The following is a 20371-nucleotide window of genomic DNA, read 5'->3' on the forward strand; positions in this document are numbered from 1 at the left end:
TCCGCGACCTGCTCGTCGGTTGCGCTCTCGACGTCCAGCAGCAGCCGTTCCGAGGTCCCCGCCGCTCAGAACAGCCGGACCGCGTCCTCCGGCTCGTCCAGCCCGCGCACCAGCGTCGGGATCCGCTTCTTGAAGGCGAAGAACCCGCGCGACGCCGACGGCCACGCCGTGCCGTCCCAGCGGCGGCGCACGGTGACGAGCGCGATCCCCTCCTGGGCGAGGGCCGAGCGGAGCGCGTCCAGCCGCTCCTGCACGGGGCCGACCGGCGCGTACGGGACCACGACGGTGTCGAGCCGCTCGGACGCGGCCCAGTCGACGACCGTCGAGGGCAGCGCATCGGCCAGCACGCGCGCCGGCCGGCCGCCCTTGTCCGGCGTGCGCTCCGCGGCGTCGGCGATCGCCGCGGCGGTGAAGTCCTGCACCGCCTCGGAGACCGCGAAGGGCGAGCGCTCCCCCGGGTCGGCGAAGACCGCGGTCGCGATCAGCCGCTCCGGCAGTCCGGGCTGCTCGGCGAGGAGGCTCGCCGCGTCGAGGTCCTCCTCGTGCAGCAGCAGGCCGGGGCGGGTGCCGAGGGTGCCGACGACGTCGTCCGGCTCGATCGGCGTCCGGGGCGGGAAGTGCTCCTCGCTGAGCGCGGGTGCCGAGCCGGCGAGGCCCTGCGGCGAGAAGCGGCCCTCCGTGTACTTGGCGATGTTGGACGCGGTCGCGAGGTACGTCTTGCCCGGGGTCTGCAGGCCGGCGACCCAGCGCCAGGAGAGGGTGTTGGAGGCGGCGTCGCCGTCGAGCAGGTGCCGGTAGAAGAAGTTGGCGCCGAGCTGCCAGGGCAGGCCGAGCGTGAAGATCCAGATGCTGGCGAACCACATGCGCGTGTGATTGTGCAGGTACCCGGTCTCGACGAGCTCCTGCACCCAGGCGTCCATCGCGTCGATGCCGCTCCGGCCCTCGATCGCGTCGCGGTAGCCGGTCGGGAGGTGCCCCTCGAAGTCGCTCACCTCGCGGCGGTAGCGGCGCCACACCTCGGGGTTCTGCTCGAGCCAGCCCTTCCAGTAGGTGCGCCAGAACACCTCCTGGACGAACTTCTCCGCGGCGGTGAGCGTGTGGCGGGCGAGGACGGCGACGACGACCTCCCGCTCGGTGACGAGCCGGTGGCGGACGTACGGAGAGAGCCCGGAGACGTTGCTCCGGGACGGTCCGTGGTCGTGATTGCGCTCACGCGTGTAGGCGGAGCCGGCGCGCGCGACGAAGTCGTCGAGCGCCTCGAGACCGGCGGCTCGGGTCGGGATGAACATCCCGCCATCATGCGACGCGCTCCGGGGCGGGGGCTGACAGCGGCGGAGTGAGCACGAGCCATCGGCGCGGAGAGCGGGCGGTTCGCCGCGCATACTCCCGGGCGCGACGAAGGGCTGCCACCTCTGGAGCAGGTGGCAGCCCTTCGTCGCGCGAGTCGGAATCCCGGTCAGAACCGCCCGGCCATGGTGAAGCCGTTGGCGTCGACGTGCTTCTCGATGATCGTGATGCCGAGAGCGCCCGCGATGGAGGTCCATGCGGTGAGCTCGTCGCGGTTCCCGAGACCTGTGCTGGTCTGCACGAAGCCCCGTCGGGGAGTGATGACCGCCGTGCTCCCGTAGCTCGGGCCGCGACCGCTTCCGGCGTCCTGGTAAATCACGATCATGTTCATTTCGTCATCCTCTGTGTCGGGGCCGATGGTCGATGTCGAGCCTGTGTACTGCCAGTGCCAGGGTTCGCTCGAGAAGGTCTGTGTGAAGTCGAATTCGCGGGCATGACGGACGAGCCAGTCGTGCTGCCTGTTCCAGATGTCGACCGCTGTCCCGAAGCCGTGCGTCGACGAGCCCGGGCGGGCGATGGACACCGGGCCCTCGGGGTGCTCGTAGCGGTACTGCTGCTGGACGAGGTCCCGGTAGCCGCCGTCCGGAGAGGTGACGACCATCGTGACTCCCGTCGCAGCCCTGCACGCCGCGACCATCGCCGTCCACTTCGCAGCAGTCGATCGTTCGAGCAGCACGGTCCCCGCACTGCCGGCGACCGTGGTCAGTCTCGCCGGGTCGACAGCACCGTTGCTCTCCGGAGGGGAAGCGGCGCGAGCGGCTGCTGCCGGGCCGAACAGGTGCTCCACCGTCAGGAGCGACAGGCCTCCGGCGGCCCCCGCGACGACCAGTCGTCTCGATAGCGATGTCATGTTCTCCCCGTGCGTGAGTCGGTGGCCCGCCGATCGGACCCGTGAGACGCTCTCGCTCGATGCAGACGCGGATCGGCCGAGAGGAACGTGGGTCGGGATCGGATGAATCAGTGAAGAGACATCGGGCGGCGAAGGGGCTTCCCCCTGTGAAAGGCGGCGTCGTGGTCGACGTCGAAGGCATCACCTTCGCAGTCGAGCCGGGCTGCGACGGTGGCGTGCGCGTTCCGTGGCGCGTCATGCAGCTCTGCACACCCGGGGTGGCGATCGACCTCGGTCATGCTGGTGGCGTGGAGAGCGTCGCGGAGTGGCCGACCGGCGAGTGGGTCGTGGATCCGGTGAGCCAGGTGGAGTGGCCGGTGCCGGAGGGGATCAGCCCCGAGCGGGTCGTCGAGCACGCGCGCCGCGCCGACGCGGGTGAGCTCGTCGACCTCCGCTTCTTCCTGGGGCCCGGGCACGACGGCGCACTGTGGGACGACGAGGGTCCCCGGGAGCCGAGCCACATCGGAGTGTCGGAAGCCTTCGCGGCCGATCTGCGGGCCTCGATCGAGGTCTGGCTCACGCACCACGACGTCTTCGACGGGTGGGACGGGAGCGTCGACACCACCGAGTGGCTGCGCGAGGGCGCGCGGCTCGCGCGCCGGCTGCAGCGGGAGCTCTACGACGTCGCCCGCGTGCTGTCGTCGTACGGGCCGTGAAACTTCGTCCTCCGGTCCCGCTCCTGCGCGGCTCTTCCGCGACGACACCCTCGCGAAGCGCCAGGACGCCGCTCGAAGCGCCATTGGCGCGTCGGCATCTTCACCGTCTCTGCGGCCGATCCTCGCGCGTCAGCGGCGCGGGAGCCCGGCGAAGCCGACCGAAACAGCGCAGAGTGGCGCAAATTGACCATCCGTGGCCCGTGCGCTGATCGCGGAGACCTCAGCCGGTGACGGGAGGTTCGATCAGGCGGCGGCGTCCGGTGCTAATCTCGCCGGGAACAACGGCAGACAGGATCTGCTCGTTACTCGTGTGAGAGCCCCGCGTGATGTGGGGCTTTTGCAGTTTCCTGGGGAAGCGATGCCGCAAAGGCTGATTCCGGCGGCCCCGTTCATCGGGCCCAGCCGCGACGGAACCGCGATGATCGAAGCCTTCGCGCACTTTAATCTGCGCGCTCAGGACGTCTTGATCTTCCATGTCACACCTCTGCGTCGCTCGACTCTCGAGCGGGCACGGAGACCACCGAGGAACGGAGGACCCCGCCATGAGCAGCAACCCAGAGACGGACCTGCTGATCGGCGGACCGGTCAGCGACGACGAGCAGCGCGTGTACTCCGCCTGGGCGGAGCGGATCGAAGCCGGACGGTACGAGCCCGCCGCTGACGGCGAGGTCTTCGAGGGAGCAGCAGCGGCCGAGAGGGTCCCCCGCGTGCTGTCGTCGTACGGGCCGTGAAACCTCCTCGTCCTGTCGGACCCCTAGGAGGCGAGCTCCTCCACCGCTACGCTCACGACATCCGGGACGGACTCGAGACGGGGTTTCCGATGAGAAGCACGCGGATCGCGCTGGGCATCGCCGGCGTGGTGCTCGCGGCAGGCGTGGTCGCGGCGACGACGACGAGCGTCTCCGCCATGAAAGCCGGCGAAGACGCCGCACGCCGCCCCGAGCAGATCGCCCACCACGACGCCGCGGGCGGCGAGCCCACGATCTCCCCGGAGGAGGCCCTCGCGGAGCGGGTGGCGGACTTCCCCGCTCTGCAGCCGTACGACACGACCGAGCCCCTGGTGCCCGTCTCCGAGCTCGTCGGCTCCCTGCGAGCGGGCAGCGACGACGGCGCCGAGAAGATCCCCGTCTTCGCCGCCGCCCTGGCCTACGGAGATCTGCACAGGATCGCTCCGGGCCTGGGCTCCGACCTGCAGATCGCCGCGGACCGCCCGGTCTGGGTCCTGACGGTGCACGACACCGTCCAGAACTACGGCGCGATCTCCGGCACGGTGGCGAAGACCTGGGACGTGTACACGGTCGTCGTCGACGGCCCCTCGGGCGACACGATCGAGTCCGGGACCGGCCTGGACATCGAAGCGCTCGGCGTCGAGGGGGCGTACGTCGACTAGCCGCCCGGACGATCTCGACGCACTGCTCCCGCGCCCCGCTACCCCTTCGCCTGGAAGTACACGTCCACGAAGTAGTTCGTGGAGTTGTACGACGACGACGGCATGACCCCGCCGGATCCGTAGCGGTAGACGCCGTTGTCGCCGGAGGCCGAGGTCAGCGCGCCGTTCGTGACCGGCGACGCCAGCCCGGCTCCCGTGGCGGCGTAGTAGCCCGCGGGCGCGAGGTACGACACCGTGTAGCGCGCGCCCGGCACGAGCTCGACCGGCGAGGCGAACGCGGCGCTCTGCCAGCCGGTCGCGGTCTCGCCGGTGAAGGTCACCTGCGCGATCCGCGTGCCGGAGGCGTCCCACAGCGAGCCGACGTGGGTGCCGGTGTTGCGGGAGCCCTTGTAGAAGGCGATGCCGGTGGCGCTGCCCGCCGTCGACGCGGTGAAGGACATCCCGACCTCGACCGAGGACGAGTCCTCAGCGGAGGCGGTCGCGGGGGTCGCATCCGCGAAGAGGCGCGTGCCCGACGGGGTGGTCGGCGTCGGGGTCGGAGTGGGCGTGGGCGTCGCCGACGGCGTGAACGAGACGTCGACCAGGTAGTTCGTGGTCGAGCGCTGCCCCGCGAAGCCGCCGGAGTAGGTGTACGCGCCGGAGTCGCTCGCGGTGACGAGCGGGCCGCGCGTGGATCCGGAGCCGAAGCCGTTGATCGTGGCCGAGTAGTTGCCGGTGGTCGTCGTGTAGGCGGCGACGTAGTCGGTGCCGCCGGTCACGGCCACCGGAGTGGCGAACGTCACCTGCTGCCAGCCGGCCGTGCTCTCGGCGGTGAAGGTCGCCCGGCCGATCTCGGCGCCGGTGTCGGCGTTCGAGAGCGTGCCGACGTGGGTACCGGTGTTGCCGGGGCCCTTGTAGAAGCGGAGCGACGTGATCGTGCCGTCGACCAGCGGGGCGAAGCGCGTGCCCAGGGTGACGGGCGTGCCCTCGGCGACCTGCGCGATGCCCGGGGTCGTCGAGTCGTCGAAGAGCCGGCAGGGGCAGGCTCCCGCGACGGTGTCCGGCGCCTGGGTGGTGAAGGTCCAGCTGCCGCCGGCGGTGACGGTGCCGCCGCCGGTCGCGGTGCCGGCGAGCGTCGCGGTGTACCCGGTCGACGCGGCGAGCGGGGCGGTGGGCGTGAACACGGCGGTGCGGGTGGTGGCGTTGTAGGCGGTGCTGCCCGCGACGCCCGCGCCGGCGGCGGTCTTCAGGGTCATCACGACGGTGCTCGCCGTCACCGCCTTCGAGAAGACGGCCGCGACCTTCGTCGACGGTGCGACGCTCGAGGAGCCGGCCAGCGGGGTCTGCGACCCGACGCTCAGCGGCGTGGCGTCGACCGTGCTGTAGACGGCGTCGACGAAGTAGTTGTTCGCGCGGTAGCTGTCGGTCGGGAAGCCGCCGGTGGTGCTGTAGACCCCGGCGGGCGTCGCTCCGAAGCCGCCGGCGACCGTCAGCGGGGCGGCGGCGTAGCCGGTGCTCGACCAGAACCAGTCGGCGGACGAGTAGTGGCCGGTCGTGGTCGTGTACGAGACGACGTAGGTGGTGCCGGCGGTGACGGCGACGGGCGCGCCGAACGTGGCGGTCTGCCAGCCGCTCGCCGACTCGTTCGCGAAGGCGACGGTGGCCAGCTGCCGGCCGTCGACGCTCCAGAGGGTGCCGGTGTGCGGGCCGGTGTTGGCCGCGCTCTTGTAGAAGCGCACGCCCTGGATGAAGCCGTTGGCGCTCGGGGTGAAGCGCAGGCCGAGGGTGGCCGGATCGACGTCGCCGGAGTCGGCGGTCTTCGGCACCTCGGCGCCGAACACGGTGGCCGTGCCGGTGATGGTGACGGCGCGGCTCGTGACGGCGCCGATGTTGGCGCTGTCGTCGACGGCGCGCACCCGGATCGAGACGGTGCCGGCGCCGTGCTGGACGTAGCTGTACGACCAGGACGTCGTGCCTGTCGCCGGGTGCCAGGTGGCGCCGTCGGTCGAGACCTCGACGCCGGCGACCTTGCCCGAGGCGTCGGTCGCGGTGCCCGAGACCGAGACCGTGCTGCCGTTGGCCTTGCTGGTGGCGCCCGAGGGGTTCGAGACCGCGACGGTCGGGCCCGCGGTGTCGGTGCTCTTCGTCGCGGCGACCAGGCCGCTCATCAGCGTGGTGGGCTGCACGCCCATGTCGGCGAAGAGGTTCACCTGCGCCTGCTGCATCCGGACGTCCGCGGCGGCACCGTTGCCGTCGTGCTGCTGGTCGAGGCCCCAGGTCCACTGCACGGAGCCTGCCGAGAAGACGAGCGCGCCGCTCGCCGCCTTGTACAGGGTGAGGTTGTGCCGGGTGGTGCCCGCGGCGACGGTGGTGCCGAAGTCCTGCAGGTACTCGGGGACGGCGCCGGTCGTCGTCGAGAGGCGGATCAGGCCGGGCGGCCGGGCGCCGTTGTCGACGTCCTCGTTGGACTCGTAGCCGATGGTGTGCGGGGCGAGCGCGGCGCTGCTCCCGGTGGCGAGGCCGGTGAGCGAGGTGTTGCGCCAGAGCCGCAGCTTCCCCTCCGCGGCGCTGACGGTCACCGGCAGATCCGAGTAGTTCACCATGTAGAGCGTGCCCGCGAGGCTGTTCTCGGGCCGGCCGCCGCCGTTCGCCACCGAGGCGAAGCGCGGGTCGCGCCAGGTGCCGGTGGACTCGGGCGACGGGTCGGTCTTGGCGTTCGCCCAGGTCTCCTTGTAGGTGACGACGGTCCGGTAGTCCTTGCCGCCCGCGGTCGGCGAGGGCTCGTAGCGGGTGCGCCAGTAGTTCTCGTTGCCGGAGAGGAACTGCAGGTTCACGCCGGCGTCGCGCGCGGCGGTGACGTTCGCGCGCTGGGCGCCGGACCAGTACTCGTCGTGGCCGACGGAGAGGAAGGTGCGGTGCTGCTTCAGCGCCGAGCCGAAGCGGTCGGTGTCGACGCCGCTGAAGTAGCTGACGTCGTAGCCGTTGCGCTCGAGGAAGCGCACCAGCGGGAACTCGTTGGCGAAGTAGAAGTCGCGGCCCTGGTTGTCGCCGCGGGTGGTGACGGGCCGGTTGTAGCTGAGCTTGTAGGCGCGGCCGTTGGCGCCGCCGCTGTAGAAGTTCGAGCCGCCGTAGGTGTTGTAGGCCTGCCAGGTGGGGTCGGAGGTCTGGAAGAGCACGGCCGAGGTGCTGGCGGTGTCGCGCACGACGAAGGTGATCTGGCTCCGGCCGCCCGTGTCGGCGCGGGTGAGCAGGGCGACGTAGACGCCCGAGACGGCGGTGCTCGGCACGTCCCAGCCCGCCGAGACGGCCCAGGTGCCGCAGTCGTAGAGCTCGGTGGTGACGTCGGAGAGGCACTCGGGCTGGATCTGCGGGAGGGCCGCGCTCGGGGTCACCGAGGTGATCAGGCGGGCGCCCTTCCCGGCGTACCAGCCGGTGCGGTACACGTCGATGGAGTAGGCCGCGGCGTCGGTGTCGATCTTGAAGTCGATCCGCTGGCCGACGTTGACGCTGATGTCGGTGGAGTAGCCCTGGATCGACGGGTCGCCGGCTCCGGTGATGTCCCAGACCGACGGGTCGGTACCGGGCTTCGCGTTCTCGCAGACGATGGCGTTCTGCCCCGGCGCGCAGGCGGTGTCGGCGCTCGCGGTCGGCACGACGAGACCGACCACGACGAGGGCTGCGGCGGCGGCGATCGCGAGGAGCGACGCGCGGAGGCGGCCTCGGCGGGTCGGCGGGAGGAGCCGCGGCGTCAGCGGGGTGCGCGGCGCAAGGGAGGTGCGCGGCGTCAGGGGGGTGCGCGGAGCGGGGGCGGGGTCCATCGGGGACGCCTTTCGGGGGTCGTTCCCGCGTCGGGTACGCGGGAGCCGGCGACGGGGCGCGTCCGGGGACGCGCCGAGCCCGGGTCCGCGAAGGTCCTGCAGCTCCCCCGCCAGGATCGGGGAAGAGGGGGACGCCGGGCGGGTGGACCGGGAATGCCGAGCAGAACGACGGTACCGGAAGCAGAACGCGCCAGGGGGTCGATTCGGCAACGATTCGTGGTAATGCGCTGTGCGGCTCCGGACTTCCGATGCCGACGTGACCGGGGCGGGGACGTTCCAGGCCGCTCGTCGCTGATCCGACGCCGGATCGTTACCGAGAGAGCGCTCTCTCAGGACGTACTCTGGGCAGGCGCAGCTGGGGGGCTACTCCCCCTCGTCGCTCCATCACTCAACGAGGAGGAACCATGCGGTCATCCCTGCACCGTCGTCTCACCCTTCCGGTCGCCGTACTCGCGGCCGCCGGGATCGCCCTCGCGGGCTGCTCCAGCAGCAGCGACCCCAACGACCCGAACGCCGGCGGCGGCGCGAGCTCCGGCGGCGCCGCGGGCGACGGCTCCGTCACCGTCTACGGCACCATCAACGGCGACGAGGCGACCCTGCTCGAGCAGTCCTGGGCGGACTGGGAGAAGGAGTCCGGCATCGACATCAAGTACACCGGCGACAAGGGCTTCGAGCAGCAGATCGGCATCAAGGTGCAGGGCGGTGACGTCCCGGATCTCGCGATCTTCCCGCAGCCGGGACTCCTCGCCGACACCGTCGCCTCGGGCAAGGTGAAGGAGCTGCCCGAGGGCGCCCTCGCGAACGTGAAGCAGAACTGGTCCGAGGACTGGCAGAAGTACGGCCAGGTCGACGGCACCCAGTACGGCGCGCCGCTGATGGCGAGCGTGAAGGGCTACGTCTGGTACTCGCCGGCGAAGTTCAAGGAGTGGGGCGTCTCGGTCCCGACGACCTGGGACGAGATGGAGGCGCTGGGGAAGACCATCGCCGAGAAGTCCGGCGGACCGTCCTGGTGTGCGGGCTTCGCCTCCGACGCCGCGTCGGGCTGGCCGGGCACGGACTGGATCGAGGATGCGGTGCTGCGCGAGTCCGGTCCGGACGTCTACGACTCGTGGGTCGCGGGCGACACCCCGTTCACCGACCCGAAGATCAAGGCCGCGTTCGACTCGGTCGGCTCGATCCTGCTCGACCCGACGCTCGTGAACGCGGGCTACGGCGACGTGTCCTCGATCAACTCGACCGCCTTCGGTGACGTCGCGCAGAACATGGCCAACGGCACCTGCGCGCTGACCCACCAGGCGTCCTTCTTCGAGGGCTTCCTCACCGGAGCCGACGCGACCGTGGCCGAGGACGGCGACGTCTGGGCGTTCCTCACCCCGCCGATCAACGCGGACGACGACCAGGCCGTCACCGGCGGCGGCGAGTTCGTCGCCGCCTTCGCGGACGACGCGGACACCGCGAAGGTGCAGGAGTACCTGGCGAGCGCCGACTGGGCGAACAGCCGCGTGAAGCTCGGCGGCGTCATCTCGGCGAACACCGGCCTCGACCCGGCGAACGCGAGCAGCGACCTGCTGCGCAGCTCCATCTCGATCCTGCAGGACCCGGGCACCACGTTCCGCTTCGACGCCTCCGACCTGATGCCCAAGGCCGTCGGCTCCGACAGCTTCTTCAAGGGCATGGTCGACTGGATCGACGGCTCGAGCACCGACCAGGTCCTCGACACCATCCAGGCGGGTTACACGTCGTAGGGCGCTCATGCCGGTCGCGCGTGCAGAGCACATGCTGATCGAGTAGCCCTCGCAGGGGGCGTATCGAGCGGAGGAGGCACCTTCGGCGCCAGCGCGGGGCGGGGAAGAAACCGACGTTCATGCGGTGGTGGGTCTCGATACGCCCCTGCGGGGCTACTCGACCAGCATGTCTGCGGGCGTCTCTTCCAAGTAGATCCACCGTCACCAGCAGGGTGGGTCTCGATACGCCGCCTGCGGCGGCTACTCGACCAGCATGGAACGACACAGATCGAGCCGCCCGCCCAGCTCACGCTGATCGAGCAGCCCGCGGAGAACATGCTGATCGAGTAGCCCGCGCAGCGGGCGTATCGAGATCCACCGCCTCCAGCAGGGTGGGTCTCGATACGCCGCCTCCGGCGGCTACTCGACCAGCATGAACGGCGCCGCCCCTGGCGGCTACTCGACCACCAGGGAAGGTGTCGCGTAGCCCGCGCAGCGGGGCCTCAGCAGGTGGCCGCCGGGTAAGGGGCTCTCGTCGTGGACGTCGCGGGGGCGCCGCCGACCGTGGCGGTGCTGGTCACCGTCGCCGTTCCGGCCGGCATGCTCGTCGCGCGGACGGTGAAGGCGGCGCTGGCACTCGAGCCGGGCGCGACCTTCGGGAACGACTTCGTGCCGTGGCTGGTCGCGACCTGCAGGTCGGCCGGAACCGTCGCGTCGTTGCGGGCGCTGACGGTCAGCACGACCTTGCCGGCGACGCAGCGGCTCGACGCGGTGACGGTCGTCGGCAGCGCGGGCGCGAGCGACACCGTGGTGGGCGTGCCGATGGCGACGGGCGCGATGGTGACCTTGTCGATGTTCGGGGCGTACGCCGTGGCATTGCCCAGGACGATCGGCGCGGTGTCCGTGGTCAGCGTCAGGGGGACGGTGCGCTCCCAGAAGCTGTTCCACGAGATCGTGTAGCGGAAGTAGGCGCTGCCGACGGTGCCGGCGACCCCCTTCTCCGTCACGTCGATCCGGCGGTCGACGACCTGCGGGTTGTAGTCGTGGCGGCCGCTGAGCTCGGCGTTGGAGTAGGTCACCGAGAGGTCGTAGGCGCCGGCGGTGTCGAAGCCCGCGGCCCGCGCGATCTCGAGGGTGTTGGCCGCGCCGTTGCCGACGAAGCCCACGTACTGCCCGCCCGACACGTTGGAGCCGGTGCTCGCGGCGAGCGAGGCGTTCGCCGCCGCACCCGTCTTCGTCGCGTTCTCGGCCTCGATCGTCGTCGCCGCGGAGTCGGAATCGGCGGCGCGGGTCGTCGTCACGGTGCTGAGCAGCACGCCGGCGGCGGAGCGCAGCTCGATCTCGTTGATGCCCTCGACGAGGTGCAGTCGGGTGGTCGAGGACCAGAGTCCGGCCGATCCGGCGCTGACGGTGCTGACCGTGCGGCCGTTCACGGACACGTCGATGCTCGACGCTCCACTCGTGCGGTAGTCGAGCGCGACGTCGTAGTAGCCGGTCTTCCACGCGTTCGCGTAGACGTCGGCGCGCTGCTGGCCGGCGATGCTCGCGAAGCCGCGCGCGCCCGCCGTGTCGTAGACGACCTTCGCGCCGCCCGCGTAGCGCAGGGTCGAGGCCGGGTAGACGGTCTTCTCGCCGTCGGTGACGTCGGTGAGGAGGAATTTGTCGAGGGTGATGTCGGCGTTCGGGAGCAAGGTCGTGCCGTTCTCGCTGGCGCGCAGCGAGAGGGTGTGCTGGCCGGCGGTCAGCTCGACGGTCACCTCGGCGCTGCCGCGGTACTGCCACTTCTGCGTGTTCGTCAGGGCGAGGTCGGCGGTGTACTGCACGAGCCGGTTCTTCGCGCCGTCGACGAAGAGGGCGTGGCGCCCGGGGACGCCGGGCGTCGATCCGATCACCTGGAAGCGGTAGCTGCCGGTGCGCGGGACGGTGACGGTCCAGTCGGCCTTCGAGGAGGCGTTGTTGAACGATCCGACGTCCCGCCCGCCGGAGGCGAGGAACTTCCAGCCGCCGCCGTCGGTCGGGTTCTGCGTGTAGGCCTGGGCGCCGGTGAGCGCCGTGTTCTCGGCCTCGATGCTGGTCTGCCAGCTCGCGGTGGTGCTGACGACGCGGTCCTGGGCGGGAGTGATGACCACCTGGTAGGCCGCGTAGCGGTCGTAGCTCGGGATCGCCAGATCGAGCGAGCCGGCGGCGAGGGCCGCTCCGTCGACGGCGGCGATCACGCGCGGCGTGCCGTGCACGCCCTGGGCGCCGGAGAGGGTCGCCTCGCGGACCTCGACGTCCACGGTCGAGCCGAAGACGGCCGGGTCGAGCCCGTCGAGATCGAGGGCGACGTTCTGCGCGCCCGAGCCGCCGTAGAGGACGGTCGCGCGCTTGTTCACCGGGTCGACCGCGCCGATGCCCTGCAGGGTGTCGGCGGTGTTCAGCTTCGGGGGCGTGACCGCGACGGTCTTCGAGCCGTCGAGGTCGCCGTACCACTTGAACATCCACCAGCCGGCGTTCGCCGCGTTGGGGCGGGCGCTGTTGTCGGAGAGGTTGCCGGCGTAGTTCCAGTAGGCGACCTGCGCGTCGACCTTCTCGTCCTCGAACATCGCGAGCCACTGGATCAGCTGGCCGGGCGTGCCCATGTCGCGCAGCATCCCGTACTCGGTGATGTTGATCGGGATGTCGGCGATCCCGCGGGCGTCCTCGAGGGCGCGGTAGTCCTCCAGGTGCGAGCGGAAGGTGGCGAGATTGTCGATGCCGAGCTCGTGCCAGATCATCACCTGCGGGAGGGTGCCGGTGGACTTCGCGTAGTCGAGGAAGTCCGCGGTGCGATCGGCGTGATAGGAGGCGTCGCCGGGTCCGCCGACGCGCGCGGTGCCCAGGCCGTGGCGGGCGTAGACCTTCTGGATGACGTCGTACGAGGCCTTCCAGTCGGCGAGGAAGGTGTCCTTCAGCGCACCCCAGTCGTTGTACCAGTTGCCGCCGTCCGGCTCGTTGAACGGGATGTGCACGTAGTCCTGCGGGCGATCCGACTTCGTGGCGACCGCCTCGGTGACGAACTCGACGATCTCGAGGTAGTCCCACACTCCGTTCGGCGTGTTCGTGTACGCGCCGGTCGCCTGGTCGTAGGTGCGGGTGTCGCCCGGGCGCTGACCGCCGTTGTAGGCCCAGTCGGGGTAGTAGTCCTGCGTGTAGATGTACATGTCCTCGCCGTGCTTGGCGAAGAAGCCGTCCTCGACCTTGAGGGCGTCGCCGCTCGGGTGCTGGGTGCCGAACGGCGCCTTCTGCGAGGTGTTGGTGATGTGCGCTCCGTCGATGAGCGCCTGCGTGGGCGCTCCTTCGTCGCCGAAGCCGTAGAGGGTGCCGGTGGCACCGCCGCGGAAATCGCCGGTGGACCGCGAGAAGTCCACGGCGAGGGTCTCGGAGCTGCCCGCCGCGCTCGCGGGGGCGGCGACCGCGACGAGGCCGAGTCCGCTGAGGGCGACGCCGATCGCGGCGGCGCAGGCCAGTGCTCTGGAGGCTTTCATCATCGAATGCTCTTCCTGTGGGAGGGGACGGCGAGGCGCCGCTGCCAGCACGATAGCGATTTCAGACCCGGCGGGCCAGAGAATCCTGAAATCGGTATCGCGATTCCGTCGTCCTCAGCGATAACGGTTTCATCTCGCCCTTGCGCTCAACTGAAATCGGTATCAGTATCAGTCGAGCTTCCACCGGGAGCGAGCCCTTCCCACTCCACGACGACGAGGAGCCCCTGTGCCGAACGACCTGACCTGGGGAGACCCCGAGGCCCTGCAGCTGACGTTCGCCTGCGACGCCGATGCTCCGTTCCGGCTGGTCGCGCTGACGGCCCGCGGTGTCGCGCTCCGGGCGACGCACGTCGCTCCGTTCTTCGAGATCACCACCGTCGCCGCCGGTCACGCCCCGGCGAGCAGCCGGCTGACCCACTCGCAGCTCGGCACCGCACTGCGCTACGTCTCGCACCGCGAGAGCGTCGTCGACGGCCTCGACGTGCTGGAGGTCACGGCTGAGGCGCCGGGACTGGTCGCGACCGCCGTGCTCCGGAGGGTGCCCGGCGTCGCCGCCGTCACCTCCGAGGTCGTCGTCCGCGCGGTCGAGCGGCAGGTGCTGCGCTCAGTCGTCTCCTGGAGCTGCGACCCGGGCGCCACCGTGAATGACGCGGCGGTGTCCGGCAAGGAGTCCTTCGCCCGCTGGTCGCTGCTGCGCGGCCGGAACGACTGGCTCGGCGAGGGCCGCTGGAGCAGCACGCCGCTGCGCGAAGCCGGCCTGGTCACCCTCCGCGAGGACATCACCGGGCACGACCCGCGCGGCGCGGTCGGCGCGGTCTCGACCGGCAGCTGGTCCACCGGAGAGCAGCTCCCGGTCGCCGGCCTCCACGCCCCCGACGCCGCCCTCCTCTGGCAGATCGAGCACAACGGCGCCTGGCGCTGGGAGGTCGGCGAGGACATCGACGGCGGCTCGATCGCCCTCTCCGGCCCGACGGACCTCGACCACGGCTGGCTCTGCGTGCTCGAGCCCGGCGAGGAGTTCCGCTCCGTCCCCGTCACGGTCGCCGTCGGCGCCGACACGACGGCCGCCGCGGACGCGCTCACCCTCAGCCGCCGGGCCCGGCGCCGCGCGCACCCGGACAACGCGGGGATGCCCGTCGTCTTCAACGACTACATGAACACCCTCGACGGCGACCCGACCACCGCGAAGCTGCTGCCGCTCATCGACGCGGCGGGCGCGGCGGGCGCCGAGATCTTCTGCATCGACGCCGGCTGGTACGACGACAGCGGGGTCGCCGGCGGCTGGTGGAGCAGCGTCGGCGCCTGGCAGCCCTCCACGGTCCGCTTCCCGGACGGCCTCTGCGAGGTGATCGAGCGGATCCGCGCCCGCGGTCTGGTGCCGGGGCTGTGGCTGGAGCCCGAGGTCATCGGCGTGGACAGCCCCCTCGCCGGCGAGCTGCCGGACGACGCGTTCCTGCAGCGCGCCGGCGCCCGGATCGAGGAGCACGAGCGGTTCCACCTCGACCTGCGCCACCCCGCGGCGCGCGCGCACCTCGACGCGACCGTCGACCGCCTGATCGCCGACTTCGGCATCGGCTTCTTCAAGCTCGACTACAACGTCGACGCCGGCCCCGGCACCGACCGCGGCGCCGACTCGATCGGCGCGGGCCTGCTCGGCCACAACCGTGCCTACCTCGCCTGGCTCGACGGCGTGCTCGACCGGCACCCGACCCTGGTGATCGAGAGCTGCTCCTCGGGCGCGATGCGGCAGGACTGGGCCGTGATGTCCCGCCTGCAGATGCAGTCGACCTCCGACCAGCAGGACTTCCGCCGCTACCCGCCGATCGCGGCCGCCGCGCCGATGATGCTCCTGCCGGAGCAGGCCGCCAGCTGGGCGTACCCGCAGGCCGACATGGACGACGAGGAGATCGCGTTCTGCCTGGTCACCGGGCTCCTCGGCCGGTTCTACCTCTCGGGCTACCTCAACCGGATGTCCGACCCGCAGCTCGCCCTGGTGCATGAGGCGGTCGCCGCGGCGAAGCGACTCCGCGGGCCGATCGCGGCGTCCCTCCCGCGCTGGCCGCTCGGGCTGCCGGGCTGGACGGACGACGCGGTCGCCCTGGCGCTGCGGACCGAGGACGAGCACCTGGTCTCGGTCTGGCGCCGCAGCGGCAGCGACGACGTCGTGCTGCACGTCCCGGACCTGCGCGGTCAGGACGTCGACGTCTCGGTCGTGTTCCCGGTCGCGCTGACGGCCTGGCCCGTCGAGTGGGAGCCCAGCACTGCCCGCCTCATCGTCCGGCCCACCGGCTCCGGTCCCTCCGCCCGCACCTTCCGCCTGTCCCTCCGCACCACCTGACCCCTGCCGGATCCACCCGTCCCGGCACACCCTCTCCCCTCACAGAAAGCTCGAGTATTTCGATGAAGAAGTCACTCCTCAGCGCGGCCGTCCTCACGGCGGCCTCCGCCCTGCTCCTCGCCGGCTGCAGCGACCCCGGGGCCGGCGGCGGCACCGCGGGCGGCGACGCCGCACCCGCCTCCTGGCCCGCCCAGGACGCCGACCTGTCCGGCACCGACCTCACCATCTGGGCCGCGCAGAACTCCAACACCGTCCCGGAGTCGGTCATCGAGGGCTTCGAGGAGCTCACCGGCGCCAGCGTCGACGTCGAGACCATCCCGGACCCCTACGAGCAGGGCGTGCAGACCAAGGTCGCCACCGGCGACAAGCCCGACCTCGCCTTCTGGCAGCCCACCGCCTCGCAGCTCACCGCGCTCAACGCCTCGACGAACCTGCAGAGCCTCGACGGAGCGCCCTGGCTCGAGGACGTCGACCCCTCGCTGAAGGACATCACCGGCCTGCTCGACGACACCCGCTACGCCGCGCTGGTGACCACGCCCGCGGTCGAGGGCGTCTACTACAACAAGAAGGTCTTCGAGGCGAACGGCATCACGGAGACACCGACCGACTGGGACTCGTTCCTCGCGACCGCCCGCCAGCTCAAGACCGCCGGCGAGACGCCGTTCTTCGAGATGGGCGCCGACCGCTGGGCCACTCAGTGGTGGGTGCAGGTGCAGCTCGCCGACGCCGCGAAGGACGGCCTCTGGGACCGCGTGAACTCGGGCGAGGAGAAGTTCACCGACCCGACGATCCAGGGCACGATCGACACCTACAAGGGTCTGATCGACGAGGGCCTGTTCAACGAGGACATCAAGACCGCGACCTTCGAGGACCAGGGCGCTGCCCTGCTCGCCGGCAACGCGGCGATGGTCGTCCAGGTCAACTCGTTCTTCGGCCAGCTGCAGTCGCTGTCCGACACCGCGACGCTGAACGACACCATCGGCTTCTTCCCGATCTCGCCCTCGGGCAACGTCGGCACCTTCATCCCGGACCAGTCGAACGCGCTCGTCGCCTTCGCGACCGGAGACGAGAAGAAGGAGGCGGCCTCGCGCCAGTTCCTCTCCTACTGGCTCGGCGACGGCTACTCGGACTTCGTCACCGCGCAGGACACCATCTCGCTCCAGCCCTCGGTCACCACGCCCGACACCGTGCCCACCGCGCTCGTCTCGGTCAGCGACTCCGTCGGCGACTCGGTCGGCTCGATGCAGGCCCAGGCCATCGCGAACCCCGACCTGTACATCTACCTCGCCGACATGATCCAGGGCACCAAGACCCCGGAGCAGGTCGCGCAGGCGACGCAGGACCAGTTCGCGCAGCTCGCGAAGGCGCAGGGCGCCACCGGCTTCTAGCCGCTCGACACCGGGGCCCGGCTACGACGGCGGGCCCCGGACCCTCCCGCGCACGACCCCCTCTCTCGAAAGGCAGTGCCCCGCGTGTCCACCACCCGAGCCGCCGCGCCACCCCGGGTCCTCGCCCGCGCCGTGAAGACCGGCGGCATGCCGAGCGGACGCCGCTCCGACCACCCGCTGGTCTTCCTCGTGCCGGCCCTCCTGGTCCTGATCGTCTTCTTCTTCGTGCCGACGGTGTTCAACTTCGTCTACGCCTTCACCGACTGGTCCAGCTTCAAGGCCGCCATCGGCTTCGTCGGCGTCGCGAACTTCGTCGACCTCTTCCAGAGCGGCACGCTGATCCAGGCGCTGCGGGTGACGCTGGTCTACGCGGTGCTCGTCGCGGTCTTCCAGAACGTCTTCGGCCTGATCCTCGCGCTGCTGTTGGAGAAGGACACCCGGGTCAACCGCTTCGCCCGGGTGATGTTCTTCATCCCGGTGATCATGTCCGCCCTCGCGGTCGGCTACGTCTTCCAGGCGCTGCTCAAGCCCGACGGCGCGCTGAACGGGATCCTCTCCTTCGTCTCCGGGCAGCCGGTCTCGATCGCCTGGCTCGGCGACACCACCTGGACGATCGTCGTCGTCGCCCTGATCCACTCCTGGAAGTGGATGGGCCTGTCGATGCTCATCTACCTGGCCGGGCTCAAGACGATCTCCGGCGACGTGCTCGAGGCCGCGCGCTTGGACGGCTCCTCCTGGCGGCAGACCTTCCGCGACATCCGCTTCCCGCTGATCGCGCCGGCGCTGACCTTCAACGTCGCCACCGCGCTGCTGGGCTCGATGAACGGCTTCGACATCGTCCAGGCCACCACCGAGGGCGGCCCCGGCGGCACGACCGAGCTGCTCAACATCTTCATCTTCCGCACCTTCGGCCAGGGCCTGTTCGCGCAGGCGACGACGATGAGCCTGATCCTCTTCGTCACCGTCGCCGTCCTCGCCTTCCCCGTCATCCGCACCCTGCGCCGTCGAGAGGACGTCCTGTGAGCACCGTCATCGAGCGACCGGTCACGTCCACTCCCGCCGCCCCGGAGTCGCGGGTCCGCCGCTCCCGCCGCCCGCTGCTGCAGCCGATCGCCGCCCTCGCCAGCGTCGCCCTGCTGCTCGGCGTGCCGTTCTGGCTGATCGTCAGCACCGCGGGCAAGACCCAGGCGGAGGCGCTGAACCCCAACCTCGCCGCCCCCTCGCAGTGGCAGCTGCTCGAGAACTTCGCGACCGTCTTCACCGACGGCCGCATGGTCCCCGCGTTCCTCGGCAGCGTCCTCGTGATGGTGCCCTCGGTGCTCGGTGTGCTCGTGCTCGGCTCGATGGCCGCCTGGATCCTCGGCCGCCGCACCGGTCGCGGGATGGCCGTCGTCTACGCGCTCGCCATCAGCGGCATCGTCCTGCCGCCCGCGGTCGTCACCGTGGTGCTGCTGCTGCGCCAGCTCGGCCTCGCCGGCACCGCCGTCGGCATGGTCGGCGTGTACATGGGGATGTACCTCTCGACCGTGATCTTCTTCGTCACCGGCTTCGTCCGCACCATTCCGGCGGAGCTGGAGGAGGCGGCCCGCGTCGACGGCGCGCGGCCGATCCGGGTGTTCTTCACGATCATCCTGCCGCTGCTGATGCCGGTGCTCGCGACCGCGACGATCCTGATCTGCCTCTACATCTGGAACGACGTCTTCTACGCGCTCTTCGTGGTCGGCGGCCGCCTCGACACCCTGCCGCTGAACCTCTACCAGGTCGCCAGCGCCGGGCTCTACCTGCAGAACTGGCACCTGATCTTCTCCTATATCATCCTGATGAGCCTGCCCCTGCTCCTGGTGTTCGTCTTCGCGCAGCGCAAGATCATCTCCGGCATCACGAGCGGCGCGGTGAAGTGACCACCGCCGGAGCCCGCGGCACCGAGCCGGTCGCCCTCGCTCCGTCGTGGCTCGCCGGGCACTTGCAGGACGGTCGAGGACGGAAGCGGGACGGCGTGACGCGCGACAGGTCGACGAGGGCCCCGGTCATCGCCGACGTCGCCCGCCTCGCCGGCGTCTCGGTCCCGACCGTGTCGCGGGTGCTGACCGGCGCCGCGCGGGTCGCCCCCGACAAGCGCGAGCGGGTGCTCGCCGCCATCGCGGAGCTCAACTACCGGCCCAGCGCCGTCGCCCGGAACCTCGTCACCCGGCGCTCGCGCACCATCGCCGTCGTCGCCGGCAACACCTCGCAGTACGGCTACGCCGAGGCGATCCGCGGCATCGAGGAGGAGGCGCGCGCCGGCGGCTGGACCGTCACCATCACCGTCGTCGAGTCGGCCGACCCGGAGCACGTCGAGCGGGCGCTCTCCTCGGTGCTCGACCAGAGCCCCGACGGGATCGTCGTCCTCAAGTTCGATCCGCCCGGCGTGGCCGTGCTCGCGGCGATCCCGGAGACCGTGCCGGTCGTCGCGCTCTCGGGGGTCCGCGGGCGGCGGCCGCAGGCGGTGCTCGACGAGCTCCGCGCAGCCCAGGCGCTGACGGAGCACCTGCTCGAGCTGGGGCACGCGACGGTGCACCACATCCGCATCCCGCCGTCGCGGCGCGAGGACGGCCGCACGACCGGCTGGCGCCGCGCGCTGAAGGCCGCGGGAGTGGCCACCGCGCCGACCCCGCTCGAGGCGACCTGGGAGCCGGAGTCCGGGCGACTGCTCGCCGCTCGGCTGGTCGAGGACCCCAGCGTCACCGCCGTCTTCTGCGGCAACGACGAGATCGCCATGGGAGTGATCAAGGGCATCACCGAGGCCGGGCTGCGCGTCCCCGAGGACATCAGCGTCGTCGGCTTCGACGACCACCCGCTCGCCCGGATGTGGACGCCCGCCCTGACGACGGTCCGCCAGGACTTCGCCGGCCTCGGCCGCCGCGGCTTCGGCCTGCTCCTGCCCGCGATGGAGGGCCGCACGGGCGCCGCCTTCTCCTCCGAGCTCCCGGAGCTCGTCCTCCGCGAGAGCGCCGCGGCCCCGCGGGCGCGCGCCTGACCGCCGGCTGCTCGAGGACGAGGCACGCCTCCCGGAGGGGTGGGTCTCGATACGCCGCCTGCGGCGGCTACTCGACCAGCATGCACAGCACGCGGACTCCCCTTCCATGCTGACCGGACGGCCCGCGCAGCGGCCCCCACATGCTGATCGAGTAGCCCGCGCAGCGGGCGTATCGAGATCCAACGTCCCCCGGAGCCCGGGTCTCGATACGCCGCCTCCGGCGGCTACTCGACCAGCATGCTCTGCACGCGGGCTCCTCTTTCATGCTGATCGAGTAGCCCGCGCAGCGGGCGTATCGAGATCCACCGTCGCCGGACACG

General features: G+C 71.1%; 14 protein-coding genes. 9 read left to right on the plus strand and 5 right to left on the minus strand.

The annotated features are described in order from the left end of the window. Nucleotides 1-65: 65 nt before the first annotated feature. Nucleotides 66-1289, minus strand: a complete 1224-nt coding sequence (locus tag MT353_RS14015; protein ID WP_243624879.1) for an FAD-binding domain-containing protein — start codon at nucleotides 1287-1289, stop codon at nucleotides 66-68. A 167-nt stretch (nucleotides 1290-1456) separates the two neighbouring features. Next, nucleotides 1457-2197 carry a M15 family metallopeptidase gene (locus tag MT353_RS14020; RefSeq protein WP_279400757.1) on the minus strand — a complete coding sequence of 247 codons (741 nt, stop codon included), beginning with the start codon at nucleotides 2195-2197 and terminating at the stop codon, nucleotides 1457-1459. A gap of 161 nt (nucleotides 2198-2358) precedes the next feature. On the opposite strand from MT353_RS14020, the gene MT353_RS14025 reads away from it, so the two are divergent. After that, the gene (locus MT353_RS14025) at nucleotides 2359-2892 is read left to right on the plus strand and encodes a hypothetical protein (RefSeq protein ID WP_243624880.1); all 534 of its coding nucleotides are present in this window, start codon (nucleotides 2359-2361) and stop codon (nucleotides 2890-2892) included. Between the two features lie 220 nt (nucleotides 2893-3112). On the opposite strand, the gene MT353_RS14030 is transcribed toward MT353_RS14025, so the two are convergent. Further along, the gene (locus MT353_RS14030) at nucleotides 3113-3367 is read right to left on the minus strand and encodes a hypothetical protein (RefSeq protein ID WP_243615773.1); all 255 of its coding nucleotides are present in this window, start codon (nucleotides 3365-3367) and stop codon (nucleotides 3113-3115) included. A gap of 67 nt (nucleotides 3368-3434) precedes the next feature. On the opposite strand from MT353_RS14030, the gene MT353_RS14035 reads away from it, so the two are divergent. Both MT353_RS14035 and MT353_RS14040 read left to right on the plus strand, forming a co-directional pair. Beyond that, nucleotides 3435-3623, plus strand: a complete 189-nt coding sequence (locus MT353_RS14035) for a hypothetical protein (protein WP_243615774.1) — start codon at nucleotides 3435-3437, stop codon at nucleotides 3621-3623. A gap of 89 nt (nucleotides 3624-3712) precedes the next feature. Continuing rightward, nucleotides 3713-4282 (plus strand): hypothetical protein, encoded by a 570-nt coding sequence (locus MT353_RS14040; RefSeq protein ID WP_243624881.1) that lies wholly within the window; start codon nucleotides 3713-3715, stop codon nucleotides 4280-4282. 38 nt (nucleotides 4283-4320) lie between these two features. Here the strand turns inward: MT353_RS14040 and MT353_RS14045 are convergent, their stop codons facing one another. Then, nucleotides 4321-8079, minus strand: a complete 3759-nt coding sequence (locus tag MT353_RS14045) for a DUF4082 domain-containing protein (RefSeq protein WP_243624882.1) — start codon at nucleotides 8077-8079, stop codon at nucleotides 4321-4323. 404 nt (nucleotides 8080-8483) lie between these two features. Here MT353_RS14045 and MT353_RS14050 point away from each other — a divergent pair, with 404 nt between their 5' ends. Next, on the plus strand, nucleotides 8484-9824 hold the full coding sequence (locus MT353_RS14050; RefSeq protein WP_243624883.1) for an ABC transporter substrate-binding protein: 1341 nt from the start codon (nucleotides 8484-8486) through the stop codon (nucleotides 9822-9824). A gap of 482 nt (nucleotides 9825-10306) precedes the next feature. Here MT353_RS14050 and MT353_RS14055 read toward each other — a convergent pair whose 3' ends face one another. Then, nucleotides 10307-13309, minus strand: a complete 3003-nt coding sequence (locus tag MT353_RS14055) for a CBM35 domain-containing protein (protein ID WP_243624884.1) — start codon at nucleotides 13307-13309, stop codon at nucleotides 10307-10309. Nucleotides 13310-13535: 226 nt separating this feature from the next. On the opposite strand from MT353_RS14055, the gene MT353_RS14060 reads away from it, so the two are divergent. From MT353_RS14060 to MT353_RS14080, 5 genes are all read left to right on the plus strand, one after another. Beyond that, complete coding sequence (locus MT353_RS14060; RefSeq protein ID WP_243624885.1) at nucleotides 13536-15647, plus strand: glycoside hydrolase family 36 protein; 2112 nt, start codon at nucleotides 13536-13538, stop codon at nucleotides 15645-15647. Between the two features lie 62 nt (nucleotides 15648-15709). Beyond that, nucleotides 15710-17035 carry an ABC transporter substrate-binding protein gene (locus tag MT353_RS14065; protein WP_243624886.1) on the plus strand — a complete coding sequence of 442 codons (1326 nt, stop codon included), beginning with the start codon at nucleotides 15710-15712 and terminating at the stop codon, nucleotides 17033-17035. A gap of 84 nt (nucleotides 17036-17119) precedes the next feature. Next, nucleotides 17120-18058 carry a carbohydrate ABC transporter permease gene (locus MT353_RS14070; protein ID WP_243624887.1) on the plus strand — a complete coding sequence of 313 codons (939 nt, stop codon included), beginning with the start codon at nucleotides 17120-17122 and terminating at the stop codon, nucleotides 18056-18058. Further along, complete coding sequence (locus MT353_RS14075) at nucleotides 18055-18936, plus strand: carbohydrate ABC transporter permease (protein WP_243624888.1); 882 nt, start codon at nucleotides 18055-18057, stop codon at nucleotides 18934-18936. Before MT353_RS14070 ends, MT353_RS14075 begins: the two co-directional genes overlap by 4 nt. Nucleotides 18937-19031: 95 nt before the next feature. Continuing rightward, nucleotides 19032-20051 carry a LacI family DNA-binding transcriptional regulator gene (locus tag MT353_RS14080; protein ID WP_243624889.1) on the plus strand — a complete coding sequence of 340 codons (1020 nt, stop codon included), beginning with the start codon at nucleotides 19032-19034 and terminating at the stop codon, nucleotides 20049-20051. Nucleotides 20052-20371: the final 320 nt, after the last annotated feature.

Origin of the sequence: Rathayibacter sp. VKM Ac-2927 (assembly GCF_022815525.1) — a bacterium.
GTDB lineage: Bacteria > Actinomycetota > Actinomycetes > Actinomycetales > Microbacteriaceae > Rathayibacter > Rathayibacter festucae.

Excerpts from the sequence above, each read along its gene's own strand:
- MT353_RS14015 (WP_243624879.1), bottom strand. The coding sequence starts at position 1,289 with ATGTTCATCCCGACCCGAGCCGCCGGTCTCGAGGCGCTCGACGACTTC.
- MT353_RS14020 (WP_279400757.1), bottom strand. The coding sequence starts at position 2,197 with ATGACATCGCTATCGAGACGACTGGTCGTCGCGGGGGCCGCCGGAGGC.
- MT353_RS14030 (WP_243615773.1), bottom strand. The coding sequence starts at position 3,367 with ATGGAAGATCAAGACGTCCTGAGCGCGCAGATTAAAGTGCGCGAAGGC.
- MT353_RS14035 (WP_243615774.1), top strand. The coding sequence starts at position 3,435 with ATGAGCAGCAACCCAGAGACGGACCTGCTGATCGGCGGACCGGTCAGC.
- MT353_RS14040 (WP_243624881.1), top strand. The coding sequence starts at position 3,713 with ATGAGAAGCACGCGGATCGCGCTGGGCATCGCCGGCGTGGTGCTCGCG.
- MT353_RS14045 (WP_243624882.1), bottom strand. The coding sequence starts at position 8,079 with ATGGACCCCGCCCCCGCTCCGCGCACCCCCCTGACGCCGCGCACCTCC.
- MT353_RS14050 (WP_243624883.1), top strand. The coding sequence starts at position 8,484 with ATGCGGTCATCCCTGCACCGTCGTCTCACCCTTCCGGTCGCCGTACTC.
- MT353_RS14055 (WP_243624884.1), bottom strand. The coding sequence starts at position 13,309 with ATGAAAGCCTCCAGAGCACTGGCCTGCGCCGCCGCGATCGGCGTCGCC.
- MT353_RS14065 (WP_243624886.1), top strand. The coding sequence starts at position 15,710 with ATGAAGAAGTCACTCCTCAGCGCGGCCGTCCTCACGGCGGCCTCCGCC.